The organism is Catenuloplanes niger (assembly GCF_031458255.1).
Classification (GTDB): Bacteria; Actinomycetota; Actinomycetes; order Mycobacteriales; family Micromonosporaceae; genus Catenuloplanes; species Catenuloplanes niger.
Genome location: NZ_JAVDYC010000001.1, coordinates 3,027,160 through 3,043,253, shown reverse-complemented (window position 1 = coordinate 3,043,253; position 16,094 = coordinate 3,027,160). Strand labels below are relative to the sequence as shown.

14 protein-coding genes are annotated in these 16,094 nt (G+C 73.8%); 8 read left to right on the top strand and 6 right to left on the bottom strand.

Going from position 1 to position 16,094, the window contains the following annotated elements:
* The first annotated feature begins 257 nt into the window (after nt 1-257).
* The 4 genes from J2S44_RS13115 to J2S44_RS13100 all read left to right on the top strand — a co-directional run bounded on the left by J2S44_RS13115 (nt 258) and on the right by J2S44_RS13100 (nt 5,992).
* Nucleotides 258-1,601: an Hsp70 family protein gene (locus J2S44_RS13115; protein ID WP_310412684.1), complete on the top strand. Its 1,344-nt coding sequence runs from the start codon at nt 258-260 to the stop codon at nt 1,599-1,601.
* A gap of 8 nt (nt 1,602-1,609) precedes the next feature.
* The gene (locus J2S44_RS13110) at nt 1,610-4,105 is read left to right on the top strand and encodes a helix-turn-helix transcriptional regulator (protein WP_310412681.1); all 2,496 of its coding nucleotides are present in this window, start codon (nt 1,610-1,612) and stop codon (nt 4,103-4,105) included.
* Nucleotides 4,102-5,271 (top strand): sensor histidine kinase, encoded by a 1,170-nt coding sequence (locus J2S44_RS13105; protein ID WP_310412678.1) that lies wholly within the window; start codon nt 4,102-4,104, stop codon nt 5,269-5,271. Before J2S44_RS13110 ends, J2S44_RS13105 begins: the two co-directional genes overlap by 4 nt.
* A 268-nt stretch (nt 5,272-5,539) precedes the next feature.
* The gene (locus J2S44_RS13100) at nt 5,540-5,992 is read left to right on the top strand and encodes a DUF742 domain-containing protein (protein ID WP_310412675.1); all 453 of its coding nucleotides are present in this window, start codon (nt 5,540-5,542) and stop codon (nt 5,990-5,992) included.
* Nucleotides 5,993-6,533: 541 nt separating this feature from the next.
* Here J2S44_RS13100 and J2S44_RS13095 read toward each other — a convergent pair.
* Nucleotides 6,534-6,833, bottom strand: a complete 300-nt coding sequence (locus J2S44_RS13095) for a hypothetical protein (protein ID WP_310412673.1) — start codon at nt 6,831-6,833, stop codon at nt 6,534-6,536.
* A gap of 304 nt (nt 6,834-7,137) precedes the next feature.
* Between J2S44_RS13095 and J2S44_RS13090 the strand changes: the two genes are divergently transcribed.
* Together J2S44_RS13090 and J2S44_RS13085 are read left to right on the top strand one after the other, a co-directional pair.
* Nucleotides 7,138-8,094, top strand: a complete 957-nt coding sequence (locus J2S44_RS13090) for an SDR family oxidoreductase (RefSeq protein WP_310412670.1) — start codon at nt 7,138-7,140, stop codon at nt 8,092-8,094.
* 235 nt (nt 8,095-8,329) lie between these two features.
* Nucleotides 8,330-8,755 (top strand): hypothetical protein, encoded by a 426-nt coding sequence (locus tag J2S44_RS13085; protein ID WP_310412668.1) that lies wholly within the window; start codon nt 8,330-8,332, stop codon nt 8,753-8,755.
* Here the strand turns inward: J2S44_RS13085 and J2S44_RS13080 are convergent.
* The gene (locus J2S44_RS13080; RefSeq protein ID WP_310412665.1) at nt 8,736-9,299 is read right to left on the bottom strand and encodes a GrpB family protein; all 564 of its coding nucleotides are present in this window, start codon (nt 9,297-9,299) and stop codon (nt 8,736-8,738) included. The two genes, J2S44_RS13085 and J2S44_RS13080, sit on opposite strands and share 20 nt — an antisense overlap.
* Before the next feature lie 64 nt (nt 9,300-9,363).
* Here J2S44_RS13080 and J2S44_RS13075 point away from each other — a divergent pair, with 64 nt between their 5' ends.
* Together J2S44_RS13075 and J2S44_RS13070 are read left to right on the top strand one after the other, a co-directional pair.
* The gene (locus J2S44_RS13075; protein ID WP_310412662.1) at nt 9,364-9,723 is read left to right on the top strand and encodes a VOC family protein; all 360 of its coding nucleotides are present in this window, start codon (nt 9,364-9,366) and stop codon (nt 9,721-9,723) included.
* A 150-nt stretch (nt 9,724-9,873) separates the two neighbouring features.
* Nucleotides 9,874-10,284 carry a hypothetical protein gene (locus tag J2S44_RS13070; protein WP_310412659.1) on the top strand — a complete coding sequence of 137 codons (411 nt, stop codon included), beginning with the start codon at nt 9,874-9,876 and terminating at the stop codon, nt 10,282-10,284.
* Here the strand turns inward: J2S44_RS13070 and J2S44_RS13065 are convergent.
* From J2S44_RS13065 to J2S44_RS13050, 4 genes are all read right to left on the bottom strand, one after another.
* Nucleotides 10,275-12,830: a hypothetical protein gene (locus J2S44_RS13065; RefSeq protein WP_310412656.1), complete on the bottom strand. Its 2,556-nt coding sequence runs from the start codon at nt 12,828-12,830 to the stop codon at nt 10,275-10,277. The genes J2S44_RS13070 and J2S44_RS13065 overlap by 10 nt on opposite strands.
* A 168-nt stretch (nt 12,831-12,998) precedes the next feature.
* On the bottom strand, nt 12,999-13,379 hold the full coding sequence (locus J2S44_RS13060; protein WP_310412653.1) for a RidA family protein: 381 nt from the start codon (nt 13,377-13,379) through the stop codon (nt 12,999-13,001).
* A gap of 15 nt (nt 13,380-13,394) precedes the next feature.
* Nucleotides 13,395-14,684, bottom strand: coding sequence for an amidohydrolase/deacetylase family metallohydrolase (locus J2S44_RS13055; RefSeq protein ID WP_310412650.1), 1,290 nt, complete (start codon nt 14,682-14,684; stop codon nt 13,395-13,397).
* Nucleotides 14,681-16,063 carry a helix-turn-helix domain-containing protein gene (locus tag J2S44_RS13050; protein WP_310429636.1) on the bottom strand — a complete coding sequence of 461 codons (1,383 nt, stop codon included), beginning with the start codon at nt 16,061-16,063 and terminating at the stop codon, nt 14,681-14,683. The genes J2S44_RS13055 and J2S44_RS13050 overlap by 4 nt, the downstream gene beginning before the upstream one ends.
* Nucleotides 16,064-16,094: the final 31 nt, after the last annotated feature.

Below are 16,094 nucleotides of genomic sequence, written 5' to 3'. Positions count from 1 at the left end.
CTGGTACGAACAGTGCAGCCCGCCGATCAACGGCCGGAACGGCAGCCATCCCGTCCCGGCATCCGGCGGGCTCGAGCCCACCGTGGCCGCGGCCGGACTCCGTCTGCCTGGCCGGCCGTGCGAGCGTGTGCCCACGCGCCACCGCGGCGGGCTCGGTCTCTCCCGGGTAGGGGTGCCCAGGGAAGGCACGAGGGATGGGGCGGGCGTCCGCGGCTCATGCGGGCGCCCGCCCAACGAGGAGACGAGGGGGAGGCGGCATGGCGTACGTGCTCGGCATCGACATCGGCGGCACCCACGTCACCGCGGCCACCAGCGTCCTCGCCGACGGCGTCTGGAAACGCCCCACGCCGGTCCGGCTGCGCGGCGACTCCGACGAGGCGCCCGCGGTCCTGCACGTCGACCCGGAGGGCGCGCTGCAGGTCGGCGACCCGGCCGAACGCGGCCCGGTGCTGCGCCCCGGCGTCGTCGCCCGCGAGTTCGCCGGGCGGATCGGCGCGGACGCGCCCGTGCTGCTGCGCGGCGAACGCTGGTCACCGCAGACGCTCACCGCGATCGTCGCGCGCCGCGTCACCGACCTGGTCCGCGGCCGCGAGGGCGAGCCGCCGGTCCGGGTCGTGCTGGCCCACCCGGCCACGTTCACCGCGCACCACGTCGCCGCGCTGCGGGCTGCGCTCGCCGACGTCGCCCTGGCCGCCGAACCGCTGCCCGAGCCGGTCCTCGCGGCCGAGGGGCACGCGGCCCGCGGCGGCCCGGACGCCCGCGCACTCGCCGTGCTCGCGATCGGCGGCACCAGCTACGAGGCGTCCGTCGTCACCCGGACCAACCCGATCACGTACGCGGTGCGGGCCGCCCGCACCGGCGCGCACCAGCTCGGCGGCGCCGACCTCGACGAGGTGCTCGCCCAGCACGCGTACGACGCGCTGCGCCGCGAGATCGCGCCGCTGGCCGACGACCCGGACCGTCACCTGCGGATCCTGCACGACCTGCGCGCCGAGGCCCGGTACACCCGCGAGCAGCTCAGCCACGCGGACGACGCCGAGATCATCCTGCCGCTGCACCCCGGCGAGACCCGGCTCACCGTCGACCGGGCCCGGCTGGAGACGCTGCTCCGGCCGCTGCTCGACCACCCCGCCGCCACGCTGGCCCGGCTCGTCGCGGTGGCCGGCGTGCCACCGCACCACCTCGGCGGCGTGCTGCTCACCGGCGGCACCGCGCACACGCCGCTGCTGACCGAACTGGTCGCCGCGCACCTGCCCGGCGTCACCCCGCTCCCGCCGGGCGGCACCACGCTGGTCGCCGAGGGCGCGGCCGCGGTCGCCGCCCAGCTCGCCGCCGGGCTGCACGACGCGCCGCCGGACCCCGGCCGGCGCGGCACCGCGGTCTGGGAACCCGAACCCGGTCAGGAACCGTCCGTGCGGCCCGCACCGGCGTCCACCGGCCGGACGCACACGCCGGACGCGCCGCCCCGGCCGCCGGTGCGGATCAGCACGCCGGAGCTGCCCGGCCGCCGCCGTACCCGCAAGACCCAGGGCATGAACGCGGGCGCGACCGCACTCGTACTCGCAGTCGGGGCGCTCGCGCCCGTCATCCCGATCGGTTGAGGAGAACGGTGACGATCCGCACCATGACACCGTCCTGGCTGGTGCTCGACGAGCAGGTCGCGCGGATCTGCGACGACCTCGCGGCGGTGCCGGCCGGCCCGCTGCGCCTCAGCCTCCAGGCGCCCGGCGGGTACGGCAAGACCGCGCTGCTGTCCTACCTGGCCGGTCTGCTGCGCGAGCACGACGTACCGGTGATCGACGCCTGGACCGACCCGCTGGACGGTGCGGACGACGACGCGGTGCTGCTGATCGACGACGCCCACCTGCTCGACGAGGGCCGCCTGGCCGCGCTGCACCCGCTGACCACCGGCCGCCGGCGGCTCGTCCTCGCCTACCGCCCCTGGCCGCGTCCGGCCGGCCTGACGTCACTGCTGACGATCCTGCGCCGGGAACGCCCACCGGTGCTGCTCGGCCCGTTCACGCCGGAGCAGACCGCGCGCGCCGTGCACGCCTGGACCGGCGGCGCGCCCGGCGACGACCTCGCCGACCGGGTGCACCGGCTCAGCGGCGGCGTGCCCGGCATCGCGCACCGCATCACCGCGGCGCTCGCGGCCGGCCCGGAGCTGACCGACACGTCCCTGCTCCAGTTCCGCGCGGACCTCGACCACCTCGACCCGGACGTACGCCGGCTGCTGCTGGCCACCGCGGCCGGCGGCGCGCTGCCGATCGGCGTGCTCGCCGACCTGCTCGGCCGCGACCCGGCCCGGATCGACGAGCTGCTGGAGGCCGCCCGCGCCACCGGGCTGTTCGCGCTGGACGACACGCTCGTCCCGGCCGCCCGGCAGGCCGTCACCGCGCTCGGCCCGGTCGCGCACCGCGCCGACCTGTGGCAGCGCCTCGCCGCGCTGCAACTCGCCCGCGGCGACGGCACGCTCACGGTGGCCCGCTCGCTGCTCGACGCCGGCATCGGCGGCAGCGGCCTCGCCTCCGCGTTCCAGGCCGGCGCGGAGGAGGCACTGATCGCGGCACCGCAGGTCGCGGCGCGCCTGTTCGCCGCCGCGGCCGCGAGCGGGGCACCGACCGGCGCCCGGCACGCGCTCGCCACCGCGCTCGGCGGCGACCTGGACACCGCGCTGCGCCTCGCCGACCGGCTCGTCGGCGCGCCCGGCACCGGACCGGTCGCGGAGAACGACCGCGCCGCCGGTGCCGCGGTCGCGGCCGCCGTGCTCGCGCACCGCGGCCAGCTGGCCCACAGCGCGGAACGGTACCGCTGGTCGCGCACGCCCACGTCCCGGTCGTTCGCCGCGCTGGCCACCCAGGTCACCGGCGGCAGCTTCGCGGTCGAGGGACCGGACGCCGCCGACGGGCCGCCCACGCTGCTCACCAACGCGGCCGCGATGATGGCCGACGGCATCCGGGAGAGCATCGGCGGTACGCCCGCGGCCGCGCTCGCCACCCTCGTGCAGGCCGCCGCGCTTCTCGAACCGGCCGGCCCGGCCGTGCTGCTGCCGGACAGCCCGGCCGCGCTCGCCGCCCTGGTCGCGCTGCACGACGGCGAGCTCGACGCGGCCGACGCGGTGCTCGACCGCGCGGTCACCGCCGGCATGGGATCGGTGCTGATGGCCCGCCGGCACCGCCTGCTGGCCGGCTGGATCCGGATGTTCCGCGGCGACACCGCCGCCGCGCACGACCTGCTCGCCACGGCCACCACCGGCGGCGCGCCGATCCAGCTGCGCGACGGGCTGTTCGCCGCCGCGCTGCAGATCGGGCTCGCCCGGCGCACCGGTGACCTGCCGGAGATGCACCGCGGCTGGGCCAACGCCCGGGAGACCGTGCTGCGTCACCCGGTCGACCTGCTCACGCTGCTGCCACTCGGCGAGCTCGCGGTCGCGGGGGCACGGCTCGGCGAGCGCGCGGCGCTCGACGTACCGGTGCGGCAGGCCCTCGATCTGCTCGATCGTCTCGGCCGGCCGCCGCTGTGGCACGCCACGCTGCACTGGTACCTGCTGCAGGCCGCCGTGGTCGGCGAGGACGCCGGCACCGCGGCCGTGCACGCGGACGCGCTCGCGGCGGACGCGGACGCCACCGCGCACACCGCCGTGCTCGCGGCCGCGGCCACCAGCTGGTGCCGCCTGCTCACCGGCGACATCGACCCGGACCAGGTCGTCGCGCACGCCCGCGACCTGGCCCGCACCGGCCTGGCCTGGGACGCGGCCCGGCTCGCCGGCCAGGCCGCCGCCCGCACCGCGGACCGGCGCGCGATGGTCACGCTGCTCGACACCGCCCGCCTGCTGCAGGGCCGCCAGCCCGGCCCGCGCACCGAGAACGCGTCCGAGCCGACGCCGACCGGACAGCTCTCCGCCCGCGAGCAGGAGGTGGCGGAGCTGCTGCTGGCCGGGCTCACCTACAAGGAGATCGGCGACCGGCTCTTCATCACCCCGAAGACCGTCGAGCACCACGTGGCCCGCATGCGCGCCCGGCTCGGCGCGCCCAACCGCGCGGAGCTGCTCGCCCGCCTGCGCGCCACCACCACCCCCGTGGCCTTTCGAAAGGCGCCGGAATGACCAAGCCCAGCCTCGCCCCCGCGCTCGCCCTGATCATCCTCATCCCGGCCGGTGCCGGCCTGATCGCCTACGCGGCCGGCAACGCGGTCGCCCGCGCCGGCGCCGGTGAGCCGCCGTTCTCGCTCCAGATCGTCTTCGCCGCGGTCGTCGGCGTGCTCGTGCTCTCGGCCAGCGCCCTCGTGGTGTGGCTCGCCCGCCAGGTCCGCGCGGCCGCCGCCTACGCGGAGGACCTCGCCGCGGTACGGGTCCCCGACCTGACCCGCCGGGTCCGCGCCGGCGAGCCCGTCGACCCGGCGACCGCGCTGCCCGCACCGCACGGCGGGCCGTTCGCGCCGCTCGGCGACGCACTGCATGCGCTCGCCTGCCACGCGGTCGACGCGGTCACCGCGGAGACGATCAGCCGGGACGCCCAGCAGCTCGCGTTGCGCGTCGGCCGGGACAACCAGACACTGCTGCACCGGCAACTGACCATGCTGGACGAGGTGGAGAGCCGGCAGACCGACCCGGACGAGCTGGCCCGGCTCTTCACCATCGACCACCTCGCCGCCCGCATGCGCCGCAACGTGGAGAAACACCTGACACTCTCCGGCAGCACGCCGGCCCGGCGCTGGCGCAAACCGGTGCCGATGCTGGACGTGCTGCGCGCGGCCGCGGCCGAGGCGACCGACTACCACCGGGTGGACGTGGCGCCGGTCAGCGGGCCCGTGCTGCTCGGCCGCGCGCTGATCGACGTGACGCACCTGCTGGCCGAACTGATCGACAACGCGCTCGCGGCCGCGCCCGGGCAGCCGGTGCGGGTGGTCTGCACGCCGATGCGCGGCGAGGTGCTGATCACGGTGCGCGATCTCGGGCCGGCGATGGACGCCGGCACGCTGGGCGCGGCCAACGAACTGCTGCGCGCGCCCGCCACGGCCACCGAGGAGCAGCGCGGGCACGGTCTGCACGTCGCCGCGCGGCTCGCCCAGCGGCGGGGCATCACGGTCACGCTGCAGACCGGTCCGCAGGGCAGCACGGCCACGGTCCTGATCCCGGCGGACCTGCTCGCGGCAGCCCCGGCTGCCGCCGCACCCGCCCGCGGCGGTCCCGCCGGCGGCCCGGCCGGTGGGACCGTCGCCGTTCCGGGCGTGCGCCCGGGGGCCCGGCGAGGCGCAGATGTCGCCCTATAGGCCGGCGGCGTCGGCATTCCACTCGGCTCCGGCCACGGCGCCGGGGCCAGCACCCGCTCCGCCGGCCGGCCTGGATCCGCGGGCTGACCTGGACCCGGTGGCACGCCCGAATCCGCGGGCTGGCCTGGATCCGCGGGCTGGCCTGGATCCGGTGGCACGCTCGACTCCGCCGGCTGGTCTGACTTCGCGGGTTGGCCCGGCTCCGGTGGCGCGCCCGGCTTCGGCCATGGGCCCGGCTTCGGCTCCGCTCTCGAATCCGGCGGCGCGTGTGGCTTCGGCCGCGCGCCGGGCGCCCGCGGCGTCCTCGTCTCCGGTCTCGTCCGCGGGTCCGGGTCCGGGCGCGGGTGCGGTTTCGGGGTCGACCGCCGAGGAGGCCTGGTATGACGACGCGGCCGGCCCGGTGGTGCGGCCCTACGCGGTCACCCGCGGACGCACCCGCCCGGCCGGCAACCTGGACCTGGTCACCCTCATGATCACCACCGGCAAGGGCGCCCGGACCGGCCGCTCGCTCCCGCCGGAACAACGCGAGATCCTGCGTCTCTGCCACAGCCCGCACTCCGTCGCCGAGGCCGCCGCCAACGCCGGCCTCCCGCTCGGCACCACTCGCGTGCTCCTCGGCGACCTGGTCACCGATGGCCTGGTCACGGCCTGGGAACCACCCACCACCGCGCCCACCGAGAAGATCCTCCGCCGCGTGCTGGTCGGCCTGCGCGCGCTGTAGGTGCGCCCCGGCGACCGAACCTCGGCGATGTCCATTCGGCCGGTCCGGGTCCCGCCTCGGCGCGTCCTGGTGATCACCACCTCGTGGCCGACCACATTCGCCACCGTGCCGCCAGTGACCCGACGCATGCGGAAACCTGCGGCGCCGGAGGAGCCCTGGAGCGCATGAGGATATCCGCGGCGCAGCGCGGTTCGCGAGGAGTCTGCGGCGCGAGAAACTTGCGGCGCGGGTGGAATCTGTGGCCGGGGTGGAATCTGCGGCGCGCGTGGAATCTGTGGCCCGCGTGGAATCCGCGGCGGGCGAGGAAAACTTGCGGCGCGCGTGGAACTCCGCGGCGCGTGTGGAACCCGCGGTGCAGGAGGAAACCGGCCGATTCGGCCCCGTGGCACCCCTCCACGCGCCCGGGAGGCCCCGCCGACGAGCGGAGTGCCGTCAATCAACGCGGATCTGTTCGCGGGCGATTTCCGGCGGTCGTCGGCGCAGTGGGGCCCGGCCACCCTGGGCGAGGTGGCCGGGCCCTATTACTGGGGGAAGAGAAGCATCAGTGCTTCTTGACGTAGCCGACCTTCTGGCCCGCGATGCTGAGCGCCTTGCACTCGGTCACGTCGGTGTTGTTCAGCACGTTCGACAGCACGTTCGCGTCCAGGCCGCACAGCGTCGCCGCGACCGGAACGGCCACGTTCTGCAGCACGGTGACCTCGTTGCCGGTCAGCACGTCCTGCACCGTCACGTCGACCAGGGTTCCGCTGCCGGCGGACGCCGGGCCGGCGATGGAGAGGCCGCCGAACGTCGCGGCACCGGCGATGGCGAAGCCGGCGACAACCTTGGAGATACGACGCATGTTCTTTCCTCCACTGCGATCGAAGAACGTTTCTTGGGGGATTTGGTGCGCTTGCGGCCGCAGCATCCAAATACCCGTGCCGCGGTTCTCTAACCGCCATTAATCGCAATGTCAGATGGCTGGCGTGACTATTGACTGAGTCCCGCAAAGGCTATCCAATAAACGCGTTCGCCTTTCTTGTGAAACCATTTCGGAATTGTTGGGCGAGTCCCGCCGGCCCCAAGGGGGGATCGGCCGTCCGTGGTTCGTGCCGGGTGTGGCCCGCATCCTCGGAGGCACCAGTGGCCGACGAGGGAGCAGTGCCATGACACGCATCCGACCGGGGTGGAGCGTCCCGAACCTGTCCGGCAGGCGCGCGGTCGTCACCGGGGCCAGTGACGGCATCGGCCGGGTGATCGCCGCCCGGCTGGCCGCCGCCGGCGCCGAGGTCGTCATGCCGGTCCGCAACCGGGCCAAGGGCGAGGCCGCGATCGCCCGGATCCGGCGGGAGCACCCGGCGGCCGCGCTGACGCTGCGCGACCTGGACCTGTCGTCGCTCGCGTCGGTCGCGGCGCTCGGTGCCACGCTGCGCGCGGAGGACCGGCCGGTCCACATTCTGATCAACAACGCCGGGGTGATGACGCCACCACGGCGGCAGAGCACGGCGGACGGGTTCGAGCTGCAGTTCGGCAGCAACCACCTGGGGCACGTCGCACTGGTCGGGCACCTGCTGCCGCTGCTGCGCGCCGGCCGGGCCCGCGTCACCTCGCAGCTCAGCGTGTCGACCGCCGGGGGCCGCATCAACTGGGACGACCTGAACTGGGAGCGGTCGTACCGCTCCCTCGGCGCGTACGGTCAGTCGAAGGTCGCGCTCGGCCTGTTCGCCCTGGAGCTGGACCGGCGCAGCGGGGCCGGCGGCTGGGGTGTCACCAGCAACGTCGCCCACCCGGGGCTCAGCCCGACGAACCTGTTGCGGACGCGTCCGGAGATCGGCCGGCTGCGGGACGCGCCGCAGCAGCGGGGCATCCGCGCGCTGTCCCGCCGCGGCATCCTGGTCGGCACCCCGGAGACGGCGGCGCTGCCCGCGCTGATGGCCGCCACCGACCCGCACGCCGGGGGTGGCCGGTTCTACGGCCCGAGCGGGCCCGGCGGCCTGGGCGGACCGCCCGCGGAACGGCGGCTCTACCGCCCGCTGCGCCCCGCGGACGACGCCGAGAGGATCTGGCGGGTCTCCGAGGATCTCACGCACGTCCCCTTCCCGACGCTGAGGAGCGGCAAATGATCATCGCAGCGATAGTGGCCGCGCTGGCCGCGGCGACGGCCTGGGTCAGGAAGCGGCGCACCCGCCGGGCGGAGCGGGAGTCGGGTGCCGGAACGGCTCCGTAGCCCTGGGCCGGCCGCGCGCTCGACCCGGCGACCGGGTCCGCGGTGCGCGTTGCCGCGGCCGCCACGGAATTCCGGCCGCGTCATGGGTACGGCGCCGACCGTACCGTGTGGAAGATCGTCATAATGTCGCCGTGGAGACGGCGCGGTTCGATGCGGCAGCGGCACGGGTTGCGGAGGACCGGGGTGACTTCGACGCGGCGATCGCGCTGGTCGGCCCGTTCGGCGAGTGTTTCAGCGACGACCTGGACCGGCACGAGGCGCACCTGTGGCACGTCGACCTGCTCGGCCGGGCCGGCCGGCTGGCCGAGCTGGAGGCGATGGGCCGCACCGACGAGCACGCGCGCCGGCGGCTGAACCGGCTGCTCTACCGCAAGGGCCGCACCGCCGCGCTGCGCCGCCGCGCGCTGGCCGGCGACAAGCTCGCGTTCTACCTGCTGGTCGGCCTGCACTACGCGCGCGGCCGGCACGCGGAGGCCCGCCGGGTGATCATGGAGATCGACCCCACCGGGCGGTACGCGATAGAGGCGCAGCCGGCGTTCACGGAGCCCAGCCGGTAGCCTCCGCCCACTGCTCCGCGGACACGATGACCAGGTCCACCACCGGATCCTTGAGGTCGGTGTAGACGGCGACGTCCGCCACGACCGCGGCCAGCTGCTGCTTGAACCGCGCGTACGCCGGGATCGCCGCCGGATGCGCCCGGAACCAGTCCCGGAACAGCAGCGCCAGCCGCTCGTTCGGCGAGCCCGTGCGGCGGCAGTGCAGGTTGATCTCGTCCAGCCCGGGCACCCGCCGGTTCCAGTACCGCTTGGCCCACCGCGCCGGCGGATCGTCCCGGCCGGCCGGCACGTGGTCCTGCTCGTACGGCTTCCGGACCAGTCCGAGCCCGGCCAGCGGTCCGTCGAACGCGGTGGCCGCGGCGTCCAGCTCCACCGCGACACTGACCTGCAGATCGAAGACCGGCTTCGCCGCCATCCCGGGTACGGACGTGCTGCCGATGTGCTCGACCCGCAGCGCGAGCGGTCCGAGCGCGGCCCGGACCTCCCCGGCGAGCGCGGTGCCCCGGGTCGCCCACGCGGGATCGTAGGGGGAAACGAACGGCACCTTTCGTCCTTCCGCCGGCCGGTCGGCTCAGCGTAACGCCGCGGCGCACGGCAGAATCGGCGTCATGGTCCACAGTCACCACGCGATCGACTACATCGAGCTGACCGTCACCGACCTGGCGGCGGCGAAGCGCTTCTACGGCGACGCGTTCGGCTGGCGGTTCAACGACTACGGCCCGTCCTACGCCGGCATCCGCGCCCAGCGGGACGGCGCGCCCGAGGTCGGCGGCCTGAACGCCGCCGGCGAGGTGCGCCGCGGCGGCCCGCTCGTCCTGCTCTACTCCGCCGACCTGGACGCCAGCGTCGACGCGGTCCGCGCCGCCGGCGGCACCGTGGTCCGGGGCCCCTACGACTTCCCCGGCGGCCGCCGCTTCCACTTCACCGACCCGAGCGGCAACGAACTCGGCGCCTGGTCCGAGCGCTGACGTCGTGCGGGCAGCCGTCGTCGGAGTACCCGGCTCCGACAGCGAGGTCTACGCCGAGCGTGCCGCCGCGCGCCTCGGCGTACCGCTGATCAGGCTGCGCACGGTCGACGCGACCGGGAGTGCGGATGAGATCGTGTCCGGGATTTCGGGATGAGCGGCGAACGTCTCGACGATGCCGACCTCGCTCACCTGGCCGCCGTCACGGTGGCCGTCGCGCCCGGCCGCGCCCTGGACGCGATCGCGCTGCTCGGGGCGTGGCGGGCGCACGTCGCGACGTGCGAGGGCGATCGGCCCGGTGTCCGGGGTGCCCGTGACCACATCGCCGCGCTCTGTTTCCGTGACTGGATCGCCCAGGTCTCCGCGCTGCTCCCGGCCGATCTGCGCGGTCGCTACGACCGCACCGTCGCGGTGATCGACGACCGCTTCAAGGCCCTGACCGAACCCGACGTCGACGGTCTCGTCGAACGGGCCGCCGACTTCCCCGACTCGATGCACGACTGGTGGTGGTTCCGGATCCCCCGCACCGGCCCGGTCCGCGACGACCTCCGCCATCACGGCTGAGTCGGTGAGCTGTCCGAGACGAGCTCAAGCCCCCACCGACTACGGAAAGCATCGATCATGGTCCACGATCGGTGGTGGTCGACGGCCAGGTGGGACCGTGCCCGCGCCAGATCCTCCGTGGGGAAGTCGGTCCCGAAGGTCCATGCCTCATCGGCGCAGAACACATCTATCAGTGTCGCTACGTAGTAGAGATAGGCTCGGTGCTGTCGAACCATCCGTGCGGCGGTGATCGTGTCCGCATCGACCACCGTTGAATCCGCCGCAGGTCGGTCGTTGTCGAGGTTCGGAGGCGTCGCGCAGAGCCGAAGCAGCACTGCCGCGTTCACCGGTGTGATCCGGGCGTCGCCGACCCAAGACAGTGCGGCGTCCGAACCGGTGCAGTGCAATCGGCTCAGACCCGCGATCTGTCCGTCGGTGTTCGCATGAAGATCATTTTGGATGAGCGCGGCAGCCAGTTCAGCGAGCGACACCCGCAGTTCGGTTGCGGGCCCGGCGTCCGGCGCGATCCGCGTCCGTTGCTCGCGTCCCAGCCGGTCGAGTGCCGCCTGGTACGTGTCCAGCAGGTTGCGGGCGATCCGGATGACATCTCGAGGCAGCCCGGCGGCGAGGCTGTGACACAGGATGACGAACGGCTCGGGAAGGACCAGCAGCCGCCGGGCGAGCAACCTTCGAACTTCACCGGCCGTCATCCTGGGAACCGCGATCACCATGTCGAACGCGCTGTCGAACGCTGTCCGGAGCGCGAACGCCCGACGGTCGAACGCCGCCAGCGCGTCCTCCGAGATGGACACGATGTAGTGCGCGTTGGTGATCCCGAAGACGCCCTTGATGTCGTTGAGGAACCGCTCCGCTTCGTCAGGTGACGAGATCTTGTCCAATTCGTCGATGCCTATGATGATCGACCCGGCGCTTTCACCGGCCCTGCGCTCCAGGCTGATGCGCTCGATGAAAAGCCGAAATTCCCGGACGAGTTCCGGGTACGTGCGTGCCTGCTGGGCGAATTGATGGCTGTGCTTTCGCGATGCCTCCACCCACGCCGGTGGCTTGATCACCCCGTTCCACTCGACGACGTCCGTCTGCAGAAAACGTAACCGCCGCAGGTGTTCGCGCGCTTCGAGAACGATGCCCGGCTCGGTACCGCGAGAGCGAGCGTGGACGACGTTGAGGATTGCGCCGGAGACGACCAACAGGAGCCCAGTCGTGATGACGATCCAGCGCGGTTGTTCCCACACCGACTGGGCGAGCCGCTGCGGTAACGGCCACGTGACGGCGCCGACGACCAGCAGGGCCCCGGTCGCCACCAGCCCCGGCGGGAGCGCGTAACGCCACCATGGGCGCCGTGCCGCCGGGACGGGAAGCGTGCCCGTCGCGTTTGTGATCACGCTGACGCAGGCCTGGCTGAACAGATCGATCAAAAACTCTCGCGGCTGGTACGTCGTCGGGGCCGACACCATCACCGACAGATTCTGTGCGCCCCCGCCGGGCCGGAAGTCGCTCGCGCGCTTCAGCAGGGCGCTCTTGCCGACGCCCCGCGGACCGCTGAGCCCGATGCTCGCGGCGTTCGTCCGGTTCAGGGCGACCGCGAGCCGCTGGCTGGCCTCGGTCGATACCAACTGGGCGGGTTCCGTGATCTCGCCGAGGATCGGCGTCGCCTGGCTGTTCGTCAGCCAGGCGACGAAGGATGGCTGCCGACTGGCGAGCTCATCACCGATCAGTAGCCTCCGGATTCCCAGCTCCACCAAGGCGGTGATCCACTCGTGGTGGGCGCGGACGGCGCTCTGTCGTGCCCGGTCGGCGGCGGCTGACCGCGGGCGTGGCCAGTCGTCGGGGTCGTCGGACGACCATGTGGTGTCCACGCCCTGTACGGCCCGCGCCAGCGGCCTGGCGATTGTCAGCGCGGCGACGACGACCGCACCGACAATCGCGCTGATCTCTGTCCATCCTGCAGCGGAGGTTGCCGGTGCCATCGCCAGTGTGATGAGCAGACCGACGATGATCGGTAGCCAGGTGCTCGCTCGCGGCGGCGTACGGAGGGCGCCGCCTCGGATCAGGATGTGCGTGCCCGCCCGGGAGGGGAGCAGGGTGATGAGCGCGATGACGAGCGATCCCAGCACGCCGATCTCGAAGGCGACGAGATCGGTGCTGCCGTCCAGCGCCGAGGCGTAACCGAGTGCGGCGAGGGCGGACATCCCCGCCGTTACCGTCACCGCCATCAGCCGGGATGCCCGGATCAGGCCGTCGGCCCTCGAGTCGGGACGTCCGTTCTCTTGAACAGCTGCCGCTTTCGCTCCGTCGAGACGGGCGCGCGCGACGGACGCCGCCTGGATGATTTCGTCGATCCGTTGCGGAATTTGCCGCTCGACCTGTTCCCGGACCTCCGTGCGCTCCGCCTCAGCAGGAAGGACGTCGAGGACGTCGGGACCGTCGAACGCGCGCTGCAGCAGTTCCGCACGAATGCCGAGCACGTAACGCTGCACGCCGATGCGATCGTGCACCCAGTTGTCCGGCATCTTGCTCGGACCAGCGTTCATATCGGTATAAACCACCCGGACCGCCTTCCACGGGCGTCATCCCGTGCCCATGGTCAGTCTGCTGCGATCGGGTGCGAAGGACAGTCGCCCGGACGGGTCGACCCCTCGGAGAGAGGGATGGCGGGGTGGACGCGCCGTGATGCCGCTCGTCACGCGCTTCGCGACGAGCGGCGGACGGAACGGTCAGGCGCCGGTGTAGAGGACGGCGTCGATCTCGATCTGGAAGCCCTCGAGCGCGACCGGCAGCGTGGTGCGGGCCGGGAGGTTCTCGGTGCCGAGGAACTCGGTGTAGATCTCGTTCATCTTCGGGAAGTCGGAGAAGTCGCGCAGGTAGACGCCGACCCGGACCGCCTGGGACAGCGACGCGCCGGCGGCCTCGGCGACCGCGGCCAGGTTCGTGAACGCGAGGCGGGCGGCGGCCTCGAAGTCGTCGCGGATCCAGGTGCCGTCCGGGTGGACCGGGCAGGCACCGGCCAGGTAGACGAAGTCGCCGGCGACGACGGCCTGGGAGTACGGGCCGCCGGGCTGCGCGGCCTTGTCGGTGGCGATGATCTTCTTCGGCATGGCGGAAGGGCCTTTCTAGACAACGGGAAATCGGGGGAACTGCTCGGCCAGGCCGTCCGCGCCGACCAGCGGATCGGTCAGCAGCGTCCGCAGCGTGCGCGTCCGGTCGTGCAGCGCCTGTCGCTGTGCGGGGGTGAGCGGGATCCAGGACGGCGGTGGTTCCGGCAGGCGCGCGGGGAGCAGCCGCCCGCCGACGTACGTGGCCTCGTTGACCAGGCGCTGCGACGCGGACCGGCGCTGCTGGTGGGCGTCGACCACCTCGAACGGGCCGTCGCGCAGCGTGAACACCGCGATGTCCGCGGGCGCGCCGACCGCGAGCGTGCCGGCGTCCAGCCCGAGCACCCGGGCCGGGATCATGGTGGCCCGGGCGATCACGTCGGGCAGCGACATGCCGACCGCGAGCATCTTGGTCAGCGTGGTCGGCAGGTCGAAGACCGGGCCGTAGAGGCTGCGCGCGTGCAGGTCGGAGCTGAGCGTGTGCGGCACGAGCCCGGCCTGCAGCTGCGCGTCCAGCACGTCGAAGGCGAAACCCCCGGAGCCATGACCGAGATCGAAGAGCACCCCACGCCGGTACGCGTCCGCGAGCGCCGGATGGGCGAGCGTGGGTCCGGCCGCTATCGCGCTCGCACAGTGCGTGACGAGGTCACCCGGCCGGAGCAGCGCGAGCACGTCGGCCAGCGCGGGCGGCGACGTACCGATGTGGACCATGACCGGAACGCCGAGCGCGGACGCGGCGGCGAGACCGCGGCGCAGCGGCTCCAGGCCGTTGCCGCCGACCGTCTCCCGGTCCATCCGCACCTTGATGCCGCGCACCAGGTCGCGGTGCGCCGCGATGGTCGAGATCGCCAGGTCCACGTCGCAGTGCGCGAGGTCGCGCGCCTCGCCGGTCCGGCCGGCCAGCCCGACCGCGGAGATGTTCAGGAACGACGCGATCCGCACCCGGCTGCGCGCGGCCGCCGCACGGAACGCGCCGAGCGTGAACGCGCCCGCGGAGCCGGCGTCCACCCAGGTGGTCACGCCGGAATACCAGGCGATCGGGTCCGGGTCGATGCCCCAGTAGCCGCCGCCCGCGTGCACGTGTGTGTGCAGGTCGACCAGGCCGGGCGTGACGACCTTCCCGCGCGCGTCGACGACCTCGCGCGCGCCGGTGGTGGGAAGCGACGGCGCGACCGCGGCGATCTTCCCGTCCCGCACGCCCACGTCGAACGCGCCGACGTGATCGCCACCGACGTCCACCACGTGCCCGCCGGTGAGGACCAGATCCAGGGGGTACGGCCCGGCGGCCTCCGCCGTCCGGCCACTCACGACCGCACCGCGCCGGTCACGCCGGTCCCCGCGCCGGCCGCCGATCCGGCCGCGGCGGCCGTGCCGGTTGCGCCGGTTCCCGCGAGGTTCGCGGAGGCCGGGCCGGTGGTGGTCGCCGCGGTGATCGCCAGCCGGTAGAGGCGGGTCGGCCGGCCCTTGCGGCTCACCTGCGCGCTGCCCTCGTCGATGACCAGCCCGCGCTCGCTGAGCTTGCGGATCAGCCGCCGCCCGCTCGGGTCGGTGATGCCCAGCGACGCGGCCAGCTCGCCCGGCGACACCGGGCGCCCGGCCAGCCCGCGCTCGATCGCGGCGAGGCGGGACAGCGTGCCCGCGCTCAGCCCGACCTCGGCGGCCAGGTCCTCCAGGCCCGCGTCGTGCGCGCGGTAGGTGAACGTCAGCGCGGTGCTGCCCGCGCCCATCGGGCCGATGACCAGCCCGGAGTCCTCGATCAGGTACGCGCCCGGCGCCGGTTCCTGCTCGGCCCGCGCGGCGGCCCGTTCGGCCAGCGCCACGCAGGTGCGGGCGGACGCGCCGATGCCGAAGCCGGCCACCACCCGTACCCCCAGCGTCTCCTGGGCCCTGGAGAGCACGTCCAGGTCGACCCAGCGGTGGGTGACCGCCTCGAACAGCGCGCGGTGCGCGAAGACGACGACGCCGCGCCGGTCGCGGTTCTCGATCCAGCAGTCGGCGAACTCGGGCGTGTTGAGCAGCAGGTTCATCAGGCCTATTCGGGCGCGGTCCGGGTCGGGGGAGTTCGGCGCGACCAGGAACACGCCGGCCGCGAACCGCAGCTCGTCCGCCTGCTTCGACTTGACCCGCAGCGCGAGCTGGTGCAGCTCCGCGCGGATGGTGGCGATCTCCGGCTGCGCCGTGACCACGGTGGCGCCCTCGATACCGGCCGCGATCACGCCGGTGCGGACGCTGATCACCAGCGGCGCGGCGGCCCGGCGGTGGAAGTCGACGATGCCCGAGACGGTCTGCGACTCGTCGAACGGCAGGCCGGCGATCGCGGTGCGGTCCAGGCCGAGCGCCTCCGCGACCTCGTCGATCGTGTCCTGGGCGAACGTGTCGATGCTGACCGGCGTGCCCGGGATGCCGGCGGCGAGCGCGCGTCCCCAGGCGAGCGCCAGGTCGAGCGCGGCGGACCGGGTGACCGCGACCGGCAGGCTGTTCGGGATGACCTCGCGGGCCCGGGCGTACGGCATCGGGCCGAGCAGCAGGCCGTCGACGTGCTTGCGGCGCAGCAGCTCACCGACGCGCGGACGGATCTCCGGCTCGTTCTCGTAGGTGATCCACTCCAGCGTGGCGCCGGTCAGCGTGCGCACGGCCGCGTCGAACCGCGCCCGGTGACTCGCGTGGATCACGAGTCCGATGACCATCGCCACGGGGCCGCTCCTCACCTACGATCGG